This is a genomic window from Vibrio aphrogenes (genome assembly GCF_002157735.2).
GTDB lineage: Bacteria > Pseudomonadota > Gammaproteobacteria > Enterobacterales > Vibrionaceae > Vibrio > Vibrio aphrogenes.
The window spans coordinates 1058716-1082593 of the sequence record NZ_AP018689.1 but is presented as its reverse complement, the minus strand read 5'-3'; the positions used below and the strand labels follow the sequence as shown (position 1 = coordinate 1082593).

Here is a 23878-nt window from a genome sequence, read left to right as displayed (position 1 = left end):
AGGTTAATCATGCACCAAAATGAAAAATATACCAGTGCATATGTCATAAAATAACCGAATTATCAGCCAGTTAGTTTTGACTTCACCTTGAAACTCAAAATAAACCTAGACATCATAATAGCCCTAACTAACCTCAGCTGCGGATAACTAGAAGTCACTCAATACAGCACTTTGGGCGTCTAACTTCGTTAAAATCAACGCAATAGGCCAGCTATTGACTTATGATTTTGCCTTGTTAGCCATCCCAAATTGCAATATTGAGAGAAAGTAATCAACCCTATGTACCTGATAGATTTTTTATCTTTTATATATCATAAGGTTAGACTTGTTATTGTGACACTCTTATCCGCAGTTGAGGTTAACTAACTTACGAATGAAAGACCATCACTTTTAAACTGGCTTGCTCATCAATATCCGCAAATTCTTCAGGGTTAGCTAAGCGTTCAATAAACGTTAACTCAGGAGCTTCTTCTGCCATAGAATCAATTAAAAAATCTTCACTAACTACGGGAGAGTTCACACAAGCCAGCACTTCTCCCCCTTCATTTAATAAGCTAGGTAAACGGCGCAGAATTTTTTTATAGTCTTTAGTGAGCGCAAAACTGCCTTTTTGAAATGATGGCGGATCGATAATCACCAAATCGTATGGACCAAACTTAGTAATTTTGCCCCATGAACGGAAAATATCATGACCTAAGAAGTTTACATCATAAAGATCATGTTGATTAAGTCGGTGATTTTCGCGTCCACGCGACAACGCCCCTTTTGCCATATCTACATTCAATACTTTATGCGCACCACCAGCCATTGCGGCCACAGAAAATCCACAGGTATAAGAAAAAAGGTTCAACACACGTTTTCCTTGCGCATGCTCTTGTACCCATTGACGGCCTAAACGCATATCCAAAAAGAGCCCCATGTTTTGGTTTTTACCCAGCACTAACTGGTATTGCAAACCATTTTCAACACCAATGGTATGCTCATGAATCTCACCTGCGATCACTTCAAACGGAGCACCGTGTTGATAGCGATGTTGTAAACCAATACCAATCCCTGAAACCGATTGCCACTCCTCACTTTGAAATAATTGCAACAAGCCTTGTGTTAACTGTTCGTGGAAGTCTTCCTCTACCGGTTTGAATAAGGTCACAATCAGCTGTTGCCCAATCCAGTCAGCGGTAATTTGCTCCAACCCTGACCAAGTTTGACCTCGACCATGAAATAAACGACGCATTTCATTTTGACAGCGCGGTAATTGCTGTTGAATATGTTCAAAAAAAATCGGTAATTGTGTGATTTGCATAGTATTCACTTTTATTATTTGATGGTTGGCCAAGTAAGCTGTGCTGGATGTTGCCATTGTTGCAGGGCCTGCAATACCGCCGGAGTTTGCCAAGCCTGACCAAGCGTAACGTAATCGCTGGGATCACACACAAAATCATAAGCTTGGCCGGCGTGCTCGAACGATAAAGCATAAGCATGTAAATAACCGCGATCCGCAGCCTGCTCACCGACACAACTGCTAGGGGTATAAATATCATCGCCCAAAATTGATGATCCAATCGAATTTAAAGCCACGCGAATTTGATGAGTTTTACCCGTATGTGGCTTACATAAGAAAAGACGTTGTCCAGCCTCACCGGCCAGTGAAAAGAATTGCGTTTTTGCTGGGTTATTCTGCGTTTTCATGAGTTTCCATGCCGAACGCCTAGAACGCTCCATATCTCCAGAAATCAGCCCTTGTTTCTTCTTCGGTTTTTTAACTCCAATCGCAAGGTAAAATTTACTCACCAGACGTTGAGCAAACTGCTGAGATAACTCACTTGCAGCTTGTTGATGCTTAGCTAATAACAAAATACCCGACGTCATCTTATCAAGGCGATGGACTAAATAAAGCTGATTACCCTCACTCAGTTCAACCTCGGATGATTTTGCAATTTCGAGTAAAAGTGAAGTCTCACCATCATCTTTATGAACACTGACATTAGGATGCTTATTGATCACTAAAAAATCGCAATTTTGATACAAAATATCGAACATGAGTCTCTTAACCATGACGTGCTAAAAATAGGACGTTAAAAAGGGCGCAAAAATAAGGCCCGAAGTATAGCTTGCCAGCTTAATAAACCCAAACGACAAACAGAAAAAATCCGCACGCATAATACTCACGAAACATTTCTAAGGTTCGTTCAGTTTCACATTCTGTCTCACTTTCACCGTCTTCTGTAACGTCATCAGCAAACCATTCCCCACGAATATAGTTATCCGTCATTGTTTTGAATAAGGCATGTAAACGACTTTCGATTGGGCGAGCACAAATAGGAACATTTTGGCTATCAAATATATTCCATGCACGGACGGGATAACAATGTACCGGTAATTATGTTCCTGATTTTGAACTATTCAACTCTCTAACACGTTCAAAAACATTACAGTTTCCTTTGCCGCTAATGCCAAGCGTTGTGAACCCCTCTTAAATTGCTTGTATGGGAAATTAACTCTGCTTTTGGGTAATGTGAGACCCAGGCCTAAGCTGCAACTTAGGCTTTCTATGCAGTAGTTCGATTAAACGTAGGCTCCTCTATCGAGAGACCGATAACAAGAACGAACGCTGCATAGGACTCCGAGCAAAAGACTCGAATAGCCCACTGGGTCTCGAACCCGCATTACGCAAGCATGAGTTAGCTTATTATGAATACTAATACACTTCAAAACATTAATGTCGGTGTTGATACTGGCAAGTCACAATTAGATATTTATATCCGACCTATAAATATTTTTTTCTCAGTTTCTAATGACGATAAAGGCATCAAAGAAGCCATTAAAAAGATAAAAAATCATTCGCCAGAACGAGTTGTTATAGAAGCGACTGGACGATTAGAGATGCCATTTATCATTGCTTGTGCTGAAGTCAATCTTCCATTCGTTATAGCCAATCCAATACATGTAAAACGGTTTGCAGGTGCGATTGGTCGACGAGCAAAAAATGATAGGTTAGATGCAGAGCTTATTGCTCATTATGCTGAGGCGATTAAACCGACATTGACTCAGTTAAAACCTGAAAATATGCGGATAATGAGTGATTTAGTTGCAAGGAGAAGTCAATTATTAACGATGCAAACAATGGAAAAAAATAGACTTCAGATACTACCAAAATCACTGGCTTCAACAATTAAACCAATATTAACAGCGTTCAAGAATCAGATAACCAAAATTGAATTAAAGATAGAAAGAATGATTAATGAATGCCCAGAATACCAAGCTAAAAATATGATACTTCAAAGTATGCCTGGGGTTGGAAAAGTCGTCGCTGCATCAATTATCAGCAATGTACCTGAGCTAGGATATATCACTAATAAACAAGCTGCCTCGCTTATTGGCGTTGCGCCAATAACCAAAGAAAGCGGCCAATTCAGAGGGAAAAGAAGCATTCAAGGCGGTCGTGCTCAAGTTAGAACAGTACTCTATATGGCAATGATGTCAGCTATGCAATGCAACCCTATTTTTAAAGAAAATTATCAGCGACTTCTTAAGCAAGGAAAACCCAAAAAAGTCGCCATTATTGCGTGTGTTCGAAAGATGGTGATCACCTTAAACTCAATGCTTAGAGATGGTGTTATGTGGGATGAAAATAGAATTAAAAATTAACTATTGACACCATAGCCCCTTGTTAAAAAGCAGTTTCCATCTGTATCAAAGGCCATTTCTTTCCATTGAACTCTCTAAATTTTGGCTCTTTGTCGACAGTTACAAAGCCATATGATTTGTAGCAATTATAAGCGGTTACATTGTCAGCAAAAACCGCCAAGGTCACAACACTGAACTGTTCACGTTTCCTGACTTCTTCGATAGAAAGTGAGATTAAAGCCCTACCAAATCCACGTCCTCGATATTCAGGGTTAACAGCAACTCGACACAAGCGTATTTCACTTTCACTTATGTGCTGAAGCTCAATGAAACCAAGCCTGTCATTACCATTGGATAAAATGAAGAACTCAATTTCTGGAAGTGCGCTGCGGTCTACTATTTTAGCTTCAGAAAGTGGCCAACCGAACATCCAACCGCCCCAGTACAAAGATTCCGTTTCAGTTGAGAACCATGAAATGACTTCTGGAGTATCTTGAGCTACAAATTTTCTTAAATTCATGAAACTTCCCTATCTTTTTGACTTTGTAACAACTAGATTAAAACTAAATGCTCTTACTTTCTAATTCGCTTTAAGGTAAAAATAAGCTAGCACTTACCATTTGGTACCCATAACTTAAGATTACGACTTGATGTGTAAACAAAGCCTAACCAACTAGCATGATGAATATATTCTGGGCATTACATTATGGTTAAGATTTTAAAAGAAATTCTGGGCGTCATCAGAAGCTAACTGATTGATTTAGAATTATAATAGGCATAAAAAAAGACGCCCTAAGACGTCTTTTTTTAGAATGTGGCGGTGAGTGAGAGATTCGAACTCTCGATACGTTGCCGTATACACACTTTCCAGGCGTGCTCCTTCAGCCACTCGGACAACTCACCGTAAATTGTAGGTCGAGGCTTCGCTCAACGAGGCGCTAATTTAATGATTCTACGGGGATTGGTCAAGCGCTTTGGGCCAATTTTCTTCGTTTTGTGTTTAAGTGGTCAATATTTGACTGATATGCGCATTTTTAGACTAAGAATACGCTGGCACCCGAAACCATTTACGGCAGGTATCTAAAAATGCTCCGTATACCACGCCCATTCCACCGGCAATAAGAGCGTTACTGAGGACTGCCGTTATAATCTGCTCAAATGAGGCTCCAACGATAAATAATATGGTGGCGTATACTGGTGATTGAAAAGTCACATAGGCAAACATGTCAGCCACTTTTTTCATCCAAAATTGGGTGGATATTTTTTGGCTAGAACGCAGAATCCAATCCCGAAATAACCCGTACGGCAGGGCAATAGTGAGATTAACAGGAATCGATAACGTTCTCGAAGCAAGTGATTGTTGAAAAGACATGCCAGAGACAAAAATCTCGATGGCCATACCTGCGACAAAACCAAAAACAACCATCGCAAACATGTCTGCCGCCACTTGGCGAAATCGTACCGAATCAATATGTCTCATTTACTTACCTGTTGAGCTAGAAATAATAGATTAAAACTGGTGGGTATTCTGGAGGTCCGACTCACTCACCCTGTAGAGCCGATTATATGTTTACATAAAGATAAATATCAAAGAACAACAAGCTAAAATATTGTTAATTATTGGTGTTATAGATTATAAATTAAACCCAATTGTAGTTAATTTAACCGTGAAATTATTATTACAAGAAATGATTCACTAGCTGTTTTTTGATATATAAAAAAAGGCGATCGAATGATCACCTTTTGTCGTTAACCCCATCTGCGGTTAATTACCATTTTATAGAAATGAGCGCTTATCAATATCGATTAAGGTAAGGCATGTAATAACTGTTCGGTGGGCCGAACCAGCGCGACAATGGCTTCATCAAATATAATTGCATTCTTATCTAGAATCGCTTGATAGTCTTGACGCTGCGCTAAAGTGAGCGACTGACCTTTTTGTGCTTGATCAATTAAAGATAAGCCGACATCGGCGACTTGAATGGTCGCTTGCGCAAGGGTATCGGTTGCAATACTCGCGATATTATCCACAAAAATAGCGCTTGATTGCTGGGCCGAACGCTTTGCTTGTTGATAATGCTGTTTGAGATCTTCCAAACGAGATTGCTCTCCTTGTTCAAAACGCTCTACGCTGTCTTGCATGTGATACACCGTCATACTCTCTACGGGTAATGCATCCACAAAGCGATTTAAACGTTCGTATTGGTTATATAAATCCCCTTTATTTGCCGTTGAATTCCATTTCTCCCAATGACGAGCATAATATTGTGCCGGTTCAACATAATGAGAAAAAGTTTGTAGTGGCTCGATCTCAACCCCGTTAGCTAATCGTTTAAGCATTATGGTGGCATCAGCATTGTGACGAAGCCCTAAAGAAATTTCCGACCATGTATCCATGACACTTAAACGCTGATACATACTTCGTTCATCGGTCAATTCTTGTCGTGACCACAAGCGCTCCGCAATCGCATAGCTGCGTGGCCATAAACGTTGCTCAATCGTCATAGAATCTAAATTCTCACCCCAAATTGTAATTTCACCACCCAATATTCGTTGTTGCTCTTGTACCGTTAACTCCGCAGGATAGCCTCCTACTGGCTCAGGGATAGTATTGTTGGCCAACTGACTCCCTGCAACCGCTTGGCCACTGGTCGGCCATCGCACATTGCCAATCAATTGATAGCTGCTGTCTTTTAATTGGTCATTTTCAAAGTCATAATGAAACTCGGTATAAGACATAAAGTTATCAAAGTGACCACGGAACTTCACCCCGGGGATATATTCAATGACCTCAACTTTATCGCGCGACTTACCATTGTAATCAGTAAACGCTCTAACACTGCCATCTGTCGCTTGGATGATGGTCAAATTTCCGGTTCTTGGCCCGCCTTTCGTTCTCGGTTTGGTCCAATCATAAGTGATAAACTTTTCGCCAGCGTGCAAGGTATCATCCACCGAGAGTCCTTGAGGCATAGGATCATTTCGATAGTGATAACTTGTCGGTTGTGGTTGATCTAAATAATAGCCTGTCGACAAAATACCGTTATATCCTTGTTTTGCTGCCTGCCCGATGCTGTCATGCCCACGCCAGCTTTGAATAACAATGGATTTAGGCAAATCTTTATGCCAGATTTCATCCCAGCCGGTGATATTTTTGCCCCGCTCTGCCAACATTTTTTCTACCTTGGCATTTAGATACGACTGTAGCCCACGCTCTCCATCTAAATGATTATCCTGTATAAATTTCTGAATTTTAGGATTATCTATCCATTGTTGATAGTTAGGTTCATCACCACCAATGTGAAAATATTCATCAGGGAAAAGTGCCACAATTTCATCAAAGACACTGGCTAACATCTTGTACAAATCCGGATTCGTAGGATCCATTAAAGGTTCAAATACTCCCCAACCTCTTTGTTGTGGATACTCGGTTTTATTGGGATCGGACATCAATTCTGGGTAGGCATGCGCGACTGCTGAAGCATGTCCAGGTAAGGAAATCTCAGGGATCACGCGAATCCCAAGCTGAGTCGCATAGTCAACAATCGAGCGAATTTGATCTTTGGTGTAATACTGACCATCCGCAGTGTCTTGCCATAATTTAGGATAGTGTTCGAGTTGTACCCGAATGGCTTGATCGTCCCAGATATGCCAATGAAAAACATTAAGCTTAGCCGACGCCATTGCATCCAACTGACGTTTAATCACATCCAGCTCAATATAATGACGTGCAGTATCATAAGACACACCACGCCATGGAAAACGCGGTTGGTCTTGAATTGAAACCTTAGGAAGGAAATAACCGTCTTTATCAACAGAAACTAGCTGCAATAACGTTTCTAGCGCTCGTATCGCCCCTAAAGGCCTCTTTGATTGAATATGGATTTGCTGATTTTCCACCCATAACGAATACGATTCATCGCTGTCCATTGTTTGAATTTTAGAGTTTGGACCTTGGCTGATATCGATAATAAGAGTGGCATGCTCCTCAGATGCCGCTTGCCAATTTAACATTGGTAAACCTGTCTGACGATATAACCGATTGATCATACGTTGCAGATTGTAATCCACTTGCGGCGAATGAAATGTTTTTACATAGAGACTAAATGACTCATCTAAAGTCAATCGGCCCTCTTGTAGGCTGACCTGATAAGGATAAGGCATAAGATTAAGCTGGGTGTTCGGAGCGTCTGCTTTTGTCATAGGTGCCACCATTAAAGTGGAAAGTAAAATTACTAAGGTTTTGCGGCTCATTACGTCATCTCACTAAAGTGTGTATATCATCAGGCTAAGTGCTTCATTGAAATTGGTATGAGCAACACGATAATAAAATGTATAAACGCTTTTAATCATTCATTCGCTTAACCATTCATTAGCCTTATGGTCTGCGCCCGTTTATAGCAATATTTGCATAATGCGAATAGTCGCTAAAATCACACTTTTTTTAGATAAAATATAAACTTACAAAATCCATCATAACCCGCTTTATAAATTTCAACTAAAACGATGAATCCGCTAGGCGCTTAACTGCGAGCTTGTTATCATTAACACAATTTTTTGCATAATCTGAACCCAATAGGTAACTCTTGTGACTTTAACTGAATTGCTCAGCCAACCTGAATTAGAAAACAAATTACTCAATGCAGAACAAACTCTCGGCTTTGTTACTGCGATGGCTGCCGCGCCACACGTCCTTGATCCATCTGAGTGGCTTGCTTATTTATGGGGTGGTGAAGAAACCGCACCTTTTGAATCTGCAGAGCAATTTGAACAATACGCAGAGCTAATTGTGGCGCAATGGAACCACACACACGCGGCCTTATTAGAAGGCACCTGGAGTTGGCCTGAAGGCTATAGCTTGGATGAAGAAGAAGTAGTGACAGAGTCTGTCCGTGATTTTGCTGAAGGCCTACTACAAGGTTGGCAACTGACTCGTGATGACTGGGAAACCTTAATGCCAGAAGATAGCGAAGATAATGCACTACTTGGTGGTGTGTTGCTTTCAGTCAGCATGCTTTACGATCCAGAAACCGCCATTATGACTCTGTCTGAGCAAGGCTTAACTGGCTTAGATGAATTTACTGAGATCTATAATGCTATGCCTGTTATGTTATGCGGGTTATCGCAACGAGGTAATCAGTTAGCGCAGAGCTCGAATCACTAGTTTCTAAGAAAGCATAAAAGCCGCCAAGTGGCTTGCAATCGTGAGACTAGTGCCAATCACATTAATGAGTACGATTGGCATAAAAACTAAGGCCGATATTTTTAATGATATCGGCCTTATTAGTATGTGGAGTTACGCTATGTAAACAACTTTAGAAGATTCGAACTAGGCTGCTACGTCGCTTTTCAAAATAACGTTTGACTTCATTCACCAGCGCTACTTTACGCATTACCTTTGACTTTTAAATTCAGTGAATCAGCAAAATCTAACATGCGGTTTAATGGGATAAGCGATTTCACACGAGTTTCTTCATCAACGAAGATCTCATGCTCAGCCCCCCCTTCTGATAATGCACTTTCTATCGCTTTCAGCCCATTCATCGCCATCCAAGGACAATGTGCACAGCTACGGCATGTTGCACCATTACCTGCTGTCGGTGCTTCTACTAGTTCTTTTTCTGGCACCAATTGCTGCATTTTAAAGAAAATCCCTTTATCGGTCGCCACGATCATTTTTTGATGTGGCAGTGCTTTAGCTGCTTTGATCAATTGACTCGTCGAGCCCACAGCATCCGCAAGCTCGACCACACTCGCGGGGGATTCTGGGTGTACTAAAACTGCCGCATCAGGATAAAGTGCTTTCATGTCTTTCAAAGCTTTGGCTGAAAATTCATCATGAACCACACATTCACCTTGCCATAGCAACATATCTGCGCCGGTTTTTTTAGCAATGTAAGAACCTAAATGGCGGTCAGGTCCCCAAATGATTTTTTTATCTTCGGAATCAAGATGTTCTACTATTTCCAATGCAATACTCGATGTTACGACCCAATCGGCACGGGCTTTGACAGCCGCCGAAGTATTGGCGTAGACCACGACGGTATGATCAGGGTGAGCATCACAAAATTCAGTAAATTTATCCGCAGGGCAACCTAAGTCTAATGAACATTCAGCTTGTAGCGTGGGCATTAGAATGCGCTTTTCTGGAGTTAAGATTTTAGCCGACTCCCCCATAAAGCGCACACCGGCAATGATCAGGGTAGACGCTGAGTGACGGTTGCCAAATTTCGCCATTTCAAGAGAATCGCCAACAAAGCCACCAGTCTCTTCTGCTAAGGCTTGGATTTCTGGGTCGGTGTAATAGTGAGCGATCAGCACCGCGTCTTTTTCGACGAGTAATGCTTTGATTTTTTGGATGTAATCTACTCGTTGCTCAGCCGTTAAAGGTACCGGCTTCGGAGGGAAAGGATAAACTGTATCAATTGTATCGTTGATATGCGCCATTGCTCTTACTCTACGCAGTTCTAATAATTCAGATATTGTACACTTATTGGCTACAATTCTAAATTTTATGAACCAGAAAAATTAAGCCACCTTATCGTGGTGGCTTAATGATCACAAATTGCTTTGAGCTAACTTTGCAGCTGATGAGTTTGGATATTCAGAAATGACTTGTTTGTAGTATTTTTGTGCCGCTTGTTGATTATTATTGCGCTTGGCAATATCACCAAGTTTCACTAAGGCGTCTGCGCGTTTTGAAGAATCTTTATAACTCACAACTGCCGCGAAACTTTTAGCAGAATCTACATCTTGCTTCTTCGCAAAATACAACTGACCCAGCCAATAATGTGCATTAGCAGCATAACCTGAATTAGGGTATTTAGTTTGGAAGTCTTTTAATGCCGTAATCGCACCATCATAGTCACGATCTTTTAAGATAAGGTCGACAGCCGCTTGGTACGCCGACTGTTCATCTGCGGAGGCTTTAATCACTTCCGATGAAGTTGCAACCGCAGCGGTAGCCGTTACAGCAGTGGCGGAACTTGAATTTGTTCCTGCTTTTTTCAAATCATTGACATCAGAGCGCAGCTTATCAAGCTCGATAAAGAGTTGACGTTGACGCTCAACCATTTGTTTCATATCGTAATTATTACGCTCAATGGTCCCACGAAGCTGTGTTAATTCTTCTTCTTGGCTATCCACTTGTTGTTGTAAACGAGCTTGGACACGATTGCTATTATCTAACAGTCGTTGTAGACGTTGAGTCGTCGTTTCTGACGAACTTGAAGCGGTTGGAACAGAGTCATTGAGATCAGATACTGGAGCAGATGCAGCAAGCACGGGACTTGCTGCACTTACTAGTAACGTAAGCGTAATAACTCGCTTAAAGTTACCAAACATAATTATCGCCTATATTAGTAAACGACAACTGCACGACGGTTTTTAGCATAAGCTTCGTTAGTTTGACCCATAACGAGAGGTTTTTCTTCACCGTAGCTTACGATAGAGATTTGGTCAGCTTGAACACCTAATGCTTGTAGGTATTTTGATACAGCTTCAGCACGACGCTCACCAAGTGCGATGTTGTACTCAGGTGTGCCACGCTCATCGGCATAACCTTCGATAGTGACTTTAACACTCGGCATGTTACTTAGGAATTTAGCGTGTGCAGCAAGAATGTCTTCATACTCAGAAGAGATTTCAGAGTTATCAAACTTAAAGAAAACCGTTGAGTTTTCACGTAGCTTTTGCTCCATTTGCTCTTGTTCAGATAGTGCTGACGTTTCATCCATTGGGCTAGTCACAGCTGTTTGTTGTGCGCTAGTTTGAGAATCAGATGCATTTGCTGCGTCATCGCTAGAACTACAAGCCGCTACAGTAAGTAAAGGTAGCGCGATCATCAGCCCTTTTAGAACTTTATTAAGTTGCATATTTTTTCTTCCTTATATTTTCAAAACTATCTTTTATTATAAAAATGGAGACCAAGCAGGCGCTTTCACTTGCCCGTTGGTAGCCGGTAGTCTAGCTTTAAAACGACCGTCAATAGATACCATTGAAAGTACGTTTTCTCTATTATACATAGAGCTGTATATCACCATACTACCATTTGGTGCAATACTTGGAGACTCATCAAGTTGCGTTTTTGTTAGCACTTGAACTGCCCCAGTTTCTAAATCTTGTTTCGCAATATTAAATCCTTCTGAATTTCGATTCACCATAATTAAGAATCGACCATCTGGAGTAATTTGCCCACCAAGATTTTGTCTACCTTGCCAAGTCAATCGAGTAATGGATTGATCTGACAAATTCACTTGATAAATTTGCGGAGAACCGCCACGGTCTGAAGTAAAAATTAATGATTTACCATCAGGATTCCAGAATGGTTCAGTATTATTGGCTCGGCCGCTAGTCACTTGTGTCAACTTACGAGTTTGCAAATCCAGGATATACACTTGTAGGCTACCGGTTTTCGATAATACTAATGCTAACTTTTTACCGTCTGGAGAAAACTCTGGAGCACCGTTATGACGTGGGAACGCCGTTAACACTTCCGTTTTACCCGTATAAATGTCCATCATGTAAAGCTGAGCACGACCGGTTTGGAAACTCACGTATGCCAGTTTACGAGCATCTGGTGACCATGCTGGAGACATCAAAGGTTGTTTCGAACGCAACACTAAGCGTTCATTGTAACCATCATAATCAGCAATACGTAATTCATAAGGATAGTTACTCTTGTTATTAACAACAACGTAAGCAATACGAGTTAAAAAGGCTCCTTTCTCACCAGTCAGTTGTTCATAGACCAAATCTGAAATGCGGTGGGCATATTCACGCAATCGTTTTGCAGGCACAACAGCACGCTTACTAAACAATAGGTAATCTTTAGATAACACTAATTGCCCTTGTTCATTTAAAGCCTTACTTTGTCCATTGTTTAGCTGGCCACGTACGATGTCTGATAATTGATAGGAAATCTCATATTGCCCGTCGTCGGTTGGTTTAATGGTTCCGGTGACAACCGAATCAACCCCAATCTTGTTCCAAGCTGAAAAGTTAATTTCGCTGTCATTGTACGGAGTCTGTGGCATTTTCGAGGTTGCCACAGGGTTGAATTTACCACTACGTTGTAGATCCGATGCAATTACAGCAGACACATCTTGTGGTAACTGGCCTGAGCCTTCCCATTTAAATGGCACGACACCAATCGGACGAGCCGAGTTTGTCCCTTCGGTGATCACCAGCTCCAACGCCGCATTCGCCGTCTGGGTTGCGAGCATACCAAGACAAAATAATCCTATTATAAAACGTTTAATCACTGAATCTTCCTTATTGGTACTTTATAGATGAACCAGTAAGTTGATATTTTTCAACTGATCCGCTACATCTTTTTCTTTAGGCATCGGGAAATTACCCACTTGTGCTACTGCACGTCTGGCCGCAGAACACACTGCTGCCTCTCCATCAATCGGTGTCACTTTACTTACAATCGCATCACTGCCTGTTTGCACTAAACGAATATTGATCTTACAAGACTTACCCGCAAAGGAGTCATCAGTTCTTAGATTATCTTGAATCATTTGCGTATAAATGGCGGCATATCGATCAATTTCTGAAGCCACATATTTTTGTCTAGCCGATGAAATTTGTTGAGTTTCCGCTTCTAGACCAGAAAAAATATCATTTAATGCCGCTTCTTGTGCTTCTTTTTCTCGAGCTAAACGTGCCTTTTCAGCCGCTTCTTTTTGCGCTTTTTCTTTAGCACGCTTGGCTGCATCAGCTTTGGCTTTTGCCTCGGCTTTAGCTTTAGCTTCTGCAGCCGCTTTTGCTTCTGCGGCGGCTTTTGCTTGTTCAGCCGCTTTCTTTTCGGCTGCCGCTTTAGCTATTGCCGCCTCTTTTGCTTTTCGTTCAGCTTCCGCTTTAGCGGCCCGTTCTTTTTCAATACGCGCTCTTTCTTGTTGTTCTTTTCTTTGTTTTTCAGCCAGTTGTTTCTGCTTTTCAGCTTCACGAGCTTGTTTTTCTTGCAAAACTTTTTGCTCTTGCAATTGACGTAAACGCTGCTCTTCTTTTTTACGATTTTTTTCTAACAATTCAGCTTGTTGTCGTAATTTTTCAACCCGTTGTTGTTCAGCTTTTTTAGCTGCATCGCGTTGTTCTCGAATACTTTTTGCTTGTTTTTCGATTGCTTTAGGATCGATAACAACCGCTTCTACCATCTGATGTTTCGGCTTTTTATCTTCATGAGAAAACCATGACCCACCTAATAGAAGTACAAACAACACAATGTGCAGTACCACTGAGATCAATATAGCTGATTTGTATTCTTTATTAAGCATTAACAAATTAGCGATTCTCTTTTATATCCGTTAATAAACCCACTTTGTCTATGCCTGCTTTACTTAGTTGATCAAGCACAAGCACGATATCAGCATAAGACGTTTGTTGGTCTCCACCTACGGCAACTGGCGATTTAGGAGATAAGGTACGCTCAGCTTTGACACGAGTGATCATTTCATTCATGGTTAAACCGCGCTCCATATCCTCATCATTAACACTGACCCCCAAGTTGCCTTGCTTATCTATTTCTACGATGATAAAGCTTGCATCGGAGTCTCCAGCGATATCAGAAGCCGGTTTAGCCGTTTCGGTTTTTGGTAATTCCACTTCAACGCCTTGAGTCACAAAAGGTGAGGTCACCATAAAAATGATCAGCAGCACTAACATAACGTCGATATAAGGAACCACGTTAATTTCAGCTTTGAGTTGGCGTTTTTTTCGAACGTAGCCGCTCATAATTAATCCTTGTGCTCCGCCATCACTTGACGATGCAAAATACTGTGAAACTCTTCAGCGAATGTCGCGTAATTATGTTCAAGTTTAGACACTTGATTACTTAAACGGTTATAAGCCATCACCGCAGGAATCGCAGCAAATAGGCCCATAGCAGTTGCTACCAATGCTTCCGCGATGCCAGGTGCGACCATTGCCAGTGTCGCTTGTTTAACTTGACCAAGTGCAATGAACGCCGTCATGATCCCCCACACAGTACCAAATAATCCAATGTACGGACTGATCGACCCTACTGTTGCTAAAAAGGGCAATTGATTTTCAAGTTCATCCACTTCTTTCGAAAGCGTCACCCGCATTGAGCGCCCCGCTCCATCCATGATGTATTCAGCTGATGCACCGTTGGTTCGACGTAAGCGTGCAAACTCGGTAAATCCAGCATAGAAAATTTGCTCTGAACCGATGATGCTATTCTTACGCGCTTTGACTTCATGATAAAGCTGAGCAAGATCGACACCCGACCAGAATTTTTCTTCAAACAGTGCAGCATTTTTTGATGCTTTATTTAGAATTTTACTTCTTTTTAGAATGACAGCCCATGAAAGCACTGACATTCCCAATAAAATAAGCATCACAAGTTTAACTAATAAACTTGCTTGTAAAAAAAGGTCAAAAATTGAAATATCAGCAGACACGGGCAAACTCCGATAAAATGTTGCTTGGGATGGCTTGAGGCTTCATCTGTTTAATGTTGACACAGGCTACCTTAACCGTTGCTTTACACAAGATTCTTCCTTCAAGATTGACTAATTCCTGACAAAATGAAATAGAAGCTCTTTTTAAATTCACAATTGAGGTGACCACTTCGAGTTGTTCATCCAACGTCGCACCTTGGATATAATCAATATCCATATGGCGAACAACAAAGCCAACTTCTTGTTCTAATAACGTATTTTGTATAATGCCTTGTGAACGAAGCAATTCAGTGCGCGCTCGTTCAAAAAATTTTAAATAATTAGCATGATAAACCACACCACCGGCATCGGTATCTTCATAGTAAATGGTCACTGGCCATTTAAATGTTGTTTTTGTTTGTTCTGTCACTTTACAACCTATCCGCGGTTAACCTGAATGCAGGTTTCATTTAGTTACTGCTTCCACTATACAACAACTTAAGCTATTGAATAATATCCCTAGCGATTTTTTTTGTTTAACCATTTATTACTGCTGCTTTTATCATCTATCTGGTTTTATCGCCTACCCAGTTTTATGCTCTCTCTGTTTTTTGAGCAACTCGCTTTTATTAACAAGCCGTTTTTGTTAATGATCTGTTTTTATTAAAAATATAGACACAACAGCTTGATAATAAGTTTCATCCATAAAAAAACCACCATCACTTTAAACTATGATGGTGGTTTTATTATTAGTGACAGTTGCTACCACATAACAGGTACGAGCTATCAACTGTGTAGCAAATACAAGCTAGTAAAGTAAATTAAGATTGGCCCAGAAATATAAGGACTAAACAAAATTTGCCATACCCATAAGATGGGCTTAAAACCAACGGAATAAATCAGTGAGCTACATAAGGCCCAAATAAACAATAGGGTTATCAGTAAACTAAAACCACCAACTTGTTGTGCGTAAGCGCGAGGCTCCCACATAAACATACTGATATGAAACACCGTGATGATAAAAAACAGGGCTCTGATCAGAGCCCTATCCATTGGTGAATGAATATCAGTCATTTTTTGACTAATGTTATTCACGATCCTCATCCATCATTTCTGAGTGCTCTAACCAAAGAGCATTGATAATACCGAATGCACAGGCCAATAATACGCCTAGAATCCAAGCAAAATACCACATATTATCTGCTCCTTAGTAAAGTGAGTTTTTGTTTTCTTCGATGAACTTGTCATCAAGACGACCAAACATTTTGTAGTAACTCCACGCCGTGTAGCCCAAAATAACAGGAACCATCACAAAGGCAACGCCTGTCATGATTTCTAGTGTTAATAAGCTAGACGTAGAATCCCATAGCGTAAAGCTCGCATTTGGATCGATGCTTGATGGCATCACAAATGGGAACATCGCAAAACCCGATGTTAAGATAACACCTGCACAAGTTAGACTTGATGCAAGGAAAGCTAACACGTTTTTCTCAGTTTTTGCTGCGATTACGGCTACTAATGCCATCACAACACCTAACACTGGAGCGATCCACATTAATGGGTAGGCAGCAAAATTGTTCATCCAAGCACCTGGCTCACGAGCAACTTCTTTAAGCAGTGGGTTAGATGGACCATTTGTATCGATCACACTTTTCACTACATAACCATCAATGTTTTGCACCCAGAATCCTGCGGCGACAAATAACACTGCAACTAACAAACCAGTTAACACTGAGACGTTACGTGCACGGTCGTATACTTCACCTGAGGTTTTCATTTGTAACCATGTTGAACCTTGAAGTACAAACATAGAAACACTCACTAAACCACATAGAAGGGCAAACGGGTTTAGTAGACCAAAGAAGTTACCGTGATATTGAGACATCATCAGTTCATTCAATTCAAATGGTACGCCTTGCAATAGATTACCAAATGCTACACCAAAAATAAGCGGAGGAACAAAGCCACTAATCGAGATACAGATATCCCAGTTATTACGCCATTTTGTTGTTTCTATTTTTGAACGGTAATCCAGTGCAACAGGGCGAAGCCATAATGCAGCTAATGTCACGATCATCGCTAAGTAAAAACCTGAGAATGATGTGGCATAAACCATTGGCCATGCGGCAAACAAAGCACCACCCGCTGTGATTAACCATACTTGGTTACCATCCCAGTGCGGTGCAATTGAGTTAATCATGACACGACGTTGGTTATCGGTTTTACCAATAATTGGCACTAAAGCACCAACGCCCATATCAAACCCATCGGCGATAGCAAAACCAACGAATAATACGCCGATTAGAAGCCACCAAATAAATCGTAATGTTTCGTACTCAAACATGAATTATCCCCTGCTTATGCTTCAACTTCGCGAGAAACTTTACCTTCTAAAGAGGTATCGTTTTGCTCGAAGTGGTAACGTCCAGTTTTTAAGCTACTAGGACCTTTGCGTGCGAATTTCACCATCAAATACACTTCTGCCACCAGCAAACATGTATAGAATGCAATAATAGCAAAAATAGACGTTAGAATTTCACCGCGTGATAATGCAGATGCTGCAACGCTTGTTGGTAGAATTTCACCAACAGCCCATGGTTGACGACCATATTCTGCAACAAACCAACCTGCTTCAATCGCAATCCAAGGTAATGGAATGCTAAATAGTGCAGCTTTGAGTAGCAATGGATGTTTTTCGATACGTTGACGACAAGTCTGAATAAATGCAAACGCAAATACCGCTAGCATAATCACACCCGCAGCCACCATGATACGGAATGACCAGAATAGAGGCCAAACTTGTGGAATAGAGTCTTTCACTGCTTTTTGAATTTGTGCTTCTGAGGCAGTAGAGACATCATCCACGTAACGTTTAAGAAGTAAGCCGTAACCTAGGTCTTGCTTCACTTCATCAAACGCAGCAACATTTGCTTCAGAGCGGTCACCTGAACGAAGTTTCTCAAGTAAGCTATAAGCAACCATACCGTTACGGATACGAGCTTCATGTTCCACTTCAAGGTCAGAAATACCTTTCACTTCTTTATCTAAAGAACGTGTCGCAATAATACCCAATGCATACGGGATTTGAATTGCATAATTGTTCTTCATTTCATCTTGGCTTGGGAAAGCAAATGCGGTAAAGGCGGCTGGCGCTGGCTCGGTATGCCATTCAGCTTCAATCGCAGCAAGTTTGGCTTGTTGTACGTCACCTAGTTCATAACCAGAGTCATCACCAAGTACTAGCGTTGATAAAATTGCCGCCATACCAAATGATGCGGCAATCGCAAATGAACGACGAGCAAAAGCAACATCACGACCTTTTAGTAGGTAGTATGCACTGATACCAAGAATGAACATCGCACCACAGGTATAACCTGAAGAAACGGTATGAACAAATTTAACTTGTGCGACTGGATTGAAGATCACTTCAGAGAAGCTCACCATTTCCATACGCATGGTTTCGTAGTTAAATTCCGCTCCAACTGGGTTTTGCATCCAACCGTTTGCGATCAAGATCCAAAGTGCAGAGAAGTTAGAACCAATCGCCACTAACCAAGTCACAACAAGGTGTTGACGTTTAGATAGACGATCCCAACCGAAGAAGAATAGACCAACCATGGTGGACTCTAAGAAAAACGCAATTAACGCTTCAACAGCCAGTGGCGCACCAAAAATATCACCTACATAATGTGAATAGTAAGACCAGTTAGTACCAAACTGGAACTCCATGGTTAAGCCAGTCGCGACCCCTAGAGCAAAGTTGATACCGAAAAGCTTACCCCAGAACTTCGTCATGTCCTTGTAGATTTGCTTCCCAGTCATTACATAAACTGACTCCATAATGGCAAGTAAAAATGCCATACCCAAAGTCAAAGGAACAAATAGGAAGTGATACATCGCCGTCATTGCAAATTGCAACCGCGATAGATCAACAACATCAATCATGGTAACTCCTTTTTATGTCGCTATCCGAGCCTGCACTAGGCGTCATACAACGATTAGGATGGTTAAAAATGACACAACTCACAAGAAAAAACACTTGTTGCATAATTGTGTATAAATGGTTATTATTTTGTTAAGCACTATCTAATATAGCTATCGCTAATATTACGCATTAACTACAAATGTTTCAAAAGATTTCTGTACTATTTTGATCGTGGTATCAAATTAATTATTTTCAATAATTTAGTTCGCGCATCTTAATCAACTAAATGCTGCTAAGCCTTCGATAATATTCACCTGCTCACCTCTGTAGCACGTAATTTGTGAGATTGTAGAGCTCTTAACTAGACATGCAAGTATTAAAAAAGGGTAACGAATAATTCGTTACCCTTTTGTTTATTATCTATCCGGTTTATCGAGCCCAAAATGCAAATAAGCACGATCACTGGCTATTCGACCCCTTGGTGTCCGCTGTAAATACCCTTGCTGAATCAGATAAGGTTCAATGACATCTTCAATGGTATCTTTCTCTTCACCAATCGCAGCCGCTAAGTTATCTAAACCAACAGGACCACCAGAAAATTTTTCCATGATCGCCAATAACAGCTTTCTATCCATATAATCGAAACCTTGATTATCAACATCCAACATGTTTAAGGCTTTATCGGCAGTTTCAGGGCAAATATGACCATTTCCTTTCACTTCTGCATAATCGCGTACTCGACGTAATAAACGGTTAGCAATACGCGGTGTGCCTCGAGAACGTCTCGCCACTTCTAATGCGCCCTCTTCCTCCATTGACAACCCTAAACAATCGGCGCTTCGTTTTACAATATGCTGTAAATCTTTAACTTTGTAGTACTCAAGACGTTGCACTATCCCAAAACGATCTCGCAATGGTGAGGTTAATGAACCGGCTCGGGTTGTTGCCCCAATCAAGGTGAAAGGTGGAAGATCAATTTTAATTGAACGTGCCGCAGGCCCTTCACCTATCATGATATCCAGTTGATAATCTTCCATTGCAGGATATAAGATTTCTTCAACCACAGGGCTTAAACGGTGAATTTCATCAATAAATAGAATATCGTTTTCTTCAAGGTTAGTTAGAAGAGCCGCTAAATCTCCGGCTTTTTCCAAGACAGGGCCTGAGGTAGTACGAATATTCACTTCCATCTCGTTGGCGACAATATTTGCCAAGGTGGTTTTACCTAACCCTGGCGGGCCAAACACTAATAGGTGATCAAGAGGTTCATTTCGTAACTGCGCAGCTTTGATGAAAATTTCCATTTGATCACGAACATGATCTTGCCCTTGATAATCGGCCAGTTTCTTAGGACGAATCGCACGATCAATCACATCTTCATCACGAAAAGTCGGGTTATCTACCGCTATTAGGCGATCCGCTTCTATCATTTATTTGACCTCAGGTTAAACCATCGATTTTAGCGCTTCACGAATAACCATTTCACTGCTCATATCGGCTTTTGCAACTTGTGAAACGACTTTTGATGCCATCGCCGGTTTATAACCTAGAGCAATTAACGCACTGACCGCTTCATCTTCCGCATTATGAGTGGTACGCGAGTCGGCTGAATCCATTGGAGCGGCATCGGTTGCTGGTGTGAATAAATCGTGGGTGACCCAACCTTTCAAGCGGTCTTTCATTTCAACCACTAGGCGCTCAGCGGTTTTTTTACCAACTCCAGGCAATTTCACTAATGTGCTAACATCTTCATGCTCAACACAAGAGACAAATTGTGATGCCGTCATACCAGATAAAATAGCCAAACCTAATTTTGGACCCACACCATTGGCTTTAATCACTTCACGAAATAAAGCGCGCTCTTTAACCGTATTAAAGCCATAGAGCAATTGCGCATCTTCACGCACAACAAAATGAGTATAGATGATGGCTTCTTCATTCACATTGGGTAATTCATAAAAGCAGCTCATCGGCATTTGCACTTCATAGCCGACTCCTGCAACTTCGATTAAGACTTCTGGTGGTTGTTTTTCAATTAATATTCCGCGAAGACGACCAATCACTTTTTGTTCCTTTCGATAAACACGACCTACGCCATGCCTTTTTCATTCTATGTTGTGGTATATCATAATAACTTACTGGATAAACATCCAGTAAAGAGATCACTTTCATCATATTTTGCTATAAATGCACTAGCGATACCGTCCACGTCTTGCCCCACTAGCCTTTCCAGCCAATGCAATTAATGTTTTGTTGGTATTGGCATGACAAATAGCCACGCCTAATGCATCCGCTGCATCGGCTTGGGGTTTGGCAGGCAGTTTTAACATGCTTTTTACCATGTGTTGTACTTGAGCTTTATCTGCGCCACCAGTGCCCACAACCGCTTGTTTAATTAACCTGGCCGCATATTCATAAACAGGTAAATCCGCATTCACTGCCGCCACAATCGCACTACCACGAGCTTGGCCCAGTTTTAAGGCTGAATCGGCATTTTTTGCCATAAACACTTGTTCAATCGCAAACACATCCGGTTGAAATTGCGTAATAATTTCAGAAACCCCAGCATAAATTTGTTTTAAGCGACCGGGAAGGCCTTCTTCTGAAGTACGGATACAACCACTGCCTAAATAATGCAAATGGCGACCTTCTTGACGAATAACACCATAGCCAGTAATACGTGAACCTGGATCGATCCCAAGAATAATGGACATTGGGTCCCTTTTTATATGCTAATGATTTTTTAAGTATAACGAGGCGTACAAACAAAAACACCCACATGATCAAATGTGGGTGTTTTTCATCGCTGACTAATGAACTATTACGCGTTTTCTTTCGTCGCCGTTACCGCAATAGAAAGCTCTTTAAGTGCGGCTGGATTCGCTTGGCTTGGTGCATTGGTTAATGGACATGCTGCCGCCGTTGTTTTAGGGAATGCGATCACGTCACGAATATTATCCGTACCACAAAGTAGCATCACTAAACGGTCAAGACCAAACGCCAAACCAGCGTGTGGTGGTGTACCGTATTTTAAAGCGTCAAGTAAGAAGCCAAATTTCAAGCGTTGCTCAGACTCATCAATACCAAGAATATCAAATACCGTTGATTGCATTTCGCTATTGTGAATACGTACAGAACCGCCACCTACTTCGTAACCATTTAATACCATATCGTAAGCATTCGAATTAGCAGCCGCTGGGTTAGCTTTCAATTCTTCTGCCGTTACGCCTAGTGGAGACGTAAATGGGTGGTGCATGGCATTTAAGTTGCCTTCTTCATCTTGTTCAAACATTGGGAAATCAATCACCCATAGCGGTGCCCACGCGTTCAAATCTGTTAATTCAAGATCAAGACCTAATTTAATACGCAATGCGCCCATCGCTTCTGAAACGATGTTCGCTTTATCTGCACCAAATAAAATGATGTCGCCAGTTTGTGCTTCTGTACGCGCTAAAATACCGTTGATGACGTCTTCATTTAAGAATTTAGCCACTGGAGATTGGATCCCTTCAACGCCGGCTTCAAGATCGTTCACTTTCATCCAAGCCAGACCTTTCGCGCCGTAAATACCGACAAAGTTGCCGTATTCATCGATTTGCTTACGTGATAATGACGCTCCACCTGGAACGCGAATAACCGCAACACGACCTTTTTCATCGTTGGCAGGGCCAGAGAAGACTTTAAACTCGACATCTTTCACTAAGTCCGCAACATCCACTAATTCAAGTGGGTTACGTAGGTCGGGTTTGTCAGAACCAAAACGACGCATCGCTTCAGAAAATGGCATAACATGGAAGTCGCCAAGGTCGACATTTAAAAGTTCTTGCCACATTTCACGAACCATTTTTTCAGTGATCGCACGTACTTCATCCGATGTCATGAAAGAAGTTTCGATATCGATTTGTGTAAATTCTGGTTGGCGGTCAGCACGTAAATCTTCATCACGGAAACATTTAACGATTTGGTAGTAGCGGTCAAAACCAGACATCATCAACAATTGTTTGAATAATTGTGGTGATTGAGGAAGCGCGTAAAAACAGCCTTTATGAACACGACTTGGCACTAAGTAGTCACGTGCGCCTTCTGGAGTCGCTTTTGTTAATACTGGCGTTTCAATGTCTAAGAAACCATTATCATCTAAGAAACGACGAACGAAGCTTGATGCTTTGGCACGCAATTTAATGCGATCACTCATTTCTGGGCGACGTAAGTCAATGTAACGGTATTTTAAACGCTGTTCTTCTGAGTTAGTTTGGTTGTAATCTAGCGGTAGTGCGTCAGAACGGTTAATGATTTCAAGACCTGTCGCAAATACTTCTACTTCACCGGTCGCCATGTCTTTATTGATTTGGCTATCAGGGCGAGCGCGAACTTCACCAGTAAACTTGATACAAAATTCATTACGTAGCTTGTTTGCTTCGGTAAAAACTTCTTTCATATCTGGGTCAACGACAACTTGAACAATGCCTTCACGGTCACGCATATCAATGAAGATAAGCCCGCCTAGATCTCGACGACGGTTTACCCAACCGCATAATTCAACACTTTGTCCAACGAGGGACTTGTTCAGGTGACCACAATACTGGGTGCGCATAATGAATTTCCCAATCTCTTTTAATGAATAATCTCGGTGGAGCAGGATGCTCGAACACCATACAAATAATTTATTATCTTTATACTTGGAAACCAGATAAAAATCGACCATCTCTCACAGAATTTATCTGCTTTTCTATCGTCGGGGCCTTAATTTAACAACGATGGTGATAAATTTAACAACAGATGATCATTATTTAACCTCCGCCCTCTCTCATCGTTTTTTCCTTACTTCCAATCACTGCTCAAAATACACGCAATTGAACTTGTCGCGAGAAATATGAAGAATTTTAATCGAAACAACATAGCGATAAAACGGAACTTACCT

The 23878-nt window shown here is 41.3% G+C and carries 23 protein-coding genes and 1 tRNA gene; 2 read left to right on the top strand and 22 right to left on the bottom strand.

Translation table 11 applies throughout. The features are described 5' to 3' along the window. Positions 1-367: 367 nt before the first annotated feature. Both VCA1004_RS04975 and VCA1004_RS04970 read right to left on the bottom strand, forming a co-directional pair. On the bottom strand, positions 368-1303 hold the full coding sequence (locus VCA1004_RS04975; protein WP_086984491.1) for a class I SAM-dependent methyltransferase: 936 nt from the start codon (positions 1301-1303) through the stop codon (positions 368-370). A gap of 14 nt (positions 1304-1317) precedes the next feature. Beyond that, complete coding sequence (locus VCA1004_RS04970; protein ID WP_086984492.1) at positions 1318-2040, bottom strand: TIGR01621 family pseudouridine synthase; 723 nt, start codon at positions 2038-2040, stop codon at positions 1318-1320. A 651-nt stretch (positions 2041-2691) separates the two neighbouring features. On the opposite strand from VCA1004_RS04970, the gene VCA1004_RS04965 reads away from it, so the two are divergent. Next, positions 2692-3648 (top strand): IS110 family RNA-guided transposase, encoded by a 957-nt coding sequence (locus tag VCA1004_RS04965; RefSeq protein ID WP_086984493.1) that lies wholly within the window; start codon positions 2692-2694, stop codon positions 3646-3648. Positions 3649-3670: 22 nt separating this feature from the next. Here the strand turns inward: VCA1004_RS04965 and VCA1004_RS04960 are convergent, their stop codons facing one another. The 4 genes from VCA1004_RS04960 to VCA1004_RS04945 all read right to left on the bottom strand — a co-directional run bounded on the left by VCA1004_RS04960 (position 3671) and on the right by VCA1004_RS04945 (position 7881). Then, positions 3671-4147, bottom strand: coding sequence for a GNAT family N-acetyltransferase (locus VCA1004_RS04960; protein ID WP_086984494.1), 477 nt, complete (start codon positions 4145-4147; stop codon positions 3671-3673). A gap of 295 nt (positions 4148-4442) precedes the next feature. Beyond that, positions 4443-4530, bottom strand: a tRNA-Ser gene (locus VCA1004_RS04955). A 136-nt stretch (positions 4531-4666) separates the two neighbouring features. Beyond that, a complete protein-coding gene (locus VCA1004_RS04950) occupies positions 4667-5107 on the bottom strand; it encodes an L-alanine exporter AlaE (RefSeq protein ID WP_086984495.1) in 441 nt (146 codons plus the stop codon). Positions 5108-5433: 326 nt separating this feature from the next. Beyond that, on the bottom strand, positions 5434-7881 hold the full coding sequence (locus VCA1004_RS04945) for a family 20 glycosylhydrolase (RefSeq protein WP_086984496.1): 2448 nt from the start codon (positions 7879-7881) through the stop codon (positions 5434-5436). 334 nt (positions 7882-8215) lie between these two features. Here VCA1004_RS04945 and VCA1004_RS04940 point away from each other — a divergent pair, with 334 nt between their 5' ends. Next, entirely contained in the window at positions 8216-8791 is a 576-nt protein-coding gene (locus tag VCA1004_RS04940; protein ID WP_086984497.1) for a UPF0149 family protein, read from the top strand. A gap of 221 nt (positions 8792-9012) precedes the next feature. On the opposite strand, the gene nadA is transcribed toward VCA1004_RS04940, so the two are convergent. The 16 genes from nadA to aspS all read right to left on the bottom strand — a co-directional run bounded on the left by nadA (position 9013) and on the right by aspS (position 23551). Continuing rightward, complete coding sequence (gene nadA / locus VCA1004_RS04935; protein ID WP_086984498.1) at positions 9013-10074, bottom strand: quinolinate synthase NadA; 1062 nt, start codon at positions 10072-10074, stop codon at positions 9013-9015. Positions 10075-10185: 111 nt separating this feature from the next. Further along, positions 10186-10971, bottom strand: a complete 786-nt coding sequence (ybgF, locus tag VCA1004_RS04930) for a tol-pal system protein YbgF (RefSeq protein WP_086984499.1) — start codon at positions 10969-10971, stop codon at positions 10186-10188. Between the two features lie 14 nt (positions 10972-10985). Next, positions 10986-11501 carry a peptidoglycan-associated lipoprotein Pal gene (pal, locus tag VCA1004_RS04925; protein ID WP_086984500.1) on the bottom strand — a complete coding sequence of 172 codons (516 nt, stop codon included), beginning with the start codon at positions 11499-11501 and terminating at the stop codon, positions 10986-10988. A 36-nt stretch (positions 11502-11537) separates the two neighbouring features. Next, entirely contained in the window at positions 11538-12851 is a 1314-nt protein-coding gene (tolB, locus tag VCA1004_RS04920; protein WP_232012640.1) for a Tol-Pal system beta propeller repeat protein TolB, read from the bottom strand. A gap of 60 nt (positions 12852-12911) precedes the next feature. Then, positions 12912-13907, bottom strand: a complete 996-nt coding sequence (gene tolA / locus VCA1004_RS04915; RefSeq protein WP_086984675.1) for a cell envelope integrity protein TolA — start codon at positions 13905-13907, stop codon at positions 12912-12914. A gap of 7 nt (positions 13908-13914) precedes the next feature. Continuing rightward, on the bottom strand, positions 13915-14364 hold the full coding sequence (gene tolR / locus VCA1004_RS04910; RefSeq protein WP_086984502.1) for a protein TolR: 450 nt from the start codon (positions 14362-14364) through the stop codon (positions 13915-13917). Between the two features lie 2 nt (positions 14365-14366). After that, complete coding sequence (gene tolQ, locus VCA1004_RS04905) at positions 14367-15053, bottom strand: protein TolQ (RefSeq protein WP_086984503.1); 687 nt, start codon at positions 15051-15053, stop codon at positions 14367-14369. Continuing rightward, positions 15043-15462, bottom strand: coding sequence for a tol-pal system-associated acyl-CoA thioesterase (ybgC, locus tag VCA1004_RS04900; RefSeq protein WP_086984504.1), 420 nt, complete (start codon positions 15460-15462; stop codon positions 15043-15045). The genes tolQ and ybgC overlap by 11 nt, the downstream gene beginning before the upstream one ends. A 356-nt stretch (positions 15463-15818) precedes the next feature. Further along, positions 15819-16136, bottom strand: coding sequence for a cyd operon YbgE family protein (locus tag VCA1004_RS04895; protein WP_232012624.1), 318 nt, complete (start codon positions 16134-16136; stop codon positions 15819-15821). Then, on the bottom strand, positions 16120-16227 hold the full coding sequence (gene cydX / locus VCA1004_RS04890) for a cytochrome bd-I oxidase subunit CydX (RefSeq protein WP_027697179.1): 108 nt from the start codon (positions 16225-16227) through the stop codon (positions 16120-16122). The genes VCA1004_RS04895 and cydX overlap by 17 nt, the downstream gene beginning before the upstream one ends. A gap of 12 nt (positions 16228-16239) precedes the next feature. Continuing rightward, complete coding sequence (cydB, locus tag VCA1004_RS04885) at positions 16240-17376, bottom strand: cytochrome d ubiquinol oxidase subunit II (RefSeq protein ID WP_086984506.1); 1137 nt, start codon at positions 17374-17376, stop codon at positions 16240-16242. Positions 17377-17390: 14 nt separating this feature from the next. Continuing rightward, positions 17391-18977, bottom strand: coding sequence for a cytochrome ubiquinol oxidase subunit I (cydA, locus tag VCA1004_RS04880; RefSeq protein WP_086984507.1), 1587 nt, complete (start codon positions 18975-18977; stop codon positions 17391-17393). 396 nt (positions 18978-19373) lie between these two features. Next, on the bottom strand, positions 19374-20387 hold the full coding sequence (gene ruvB, locus VCA1004_RS04875; protein WP_086984508.1) for a Holliday junction branch migration DNA helicase RuvB: 1014 nt from the start codon (positions 20385-20387) through the stop codon (positions 19374-19376). 15 nt (positions 20388-20402) lie between these two features. Next, positions 20403-21020, bottom strand: a complete 618-nt coding sequence (gene ruvA, locus VCA1004_RS04870) for a Holliday junction branch migration protein RuvA (RefSeq protein ID WP_086984509.1) — start codon at positions 21018-21020, stop codon at positions 20403-20405. A gap of 129 nt (positions 21021-21149) precedes the next feature. Further along, positions 21150-21671 (bottom strand): crossover junction endodeoxyribonuclease RuvC, encoded by a 522-nt coding sequence (ruvC, locus tag VCA1004_RS04865; RefSeq protein ID WP_086984510.1) that lies wholly within the window; start codon positions 21669-21671, stop codon positions 21150-21152. 107 nt (positions 21672-21778) lie between these two features. Continuing rightward, positions 21779-23551, bottom strand: coding sequence for an aspartate--tRNA ligase (gene aspS / locus VCA1004_RS04860; protein WP_086984511.1), 1773 nt, complete (start codon positions 23549-23551; stop codon positions 21779-21781). Positions 23552-23878: the final 327 nt, after the last annotated feature.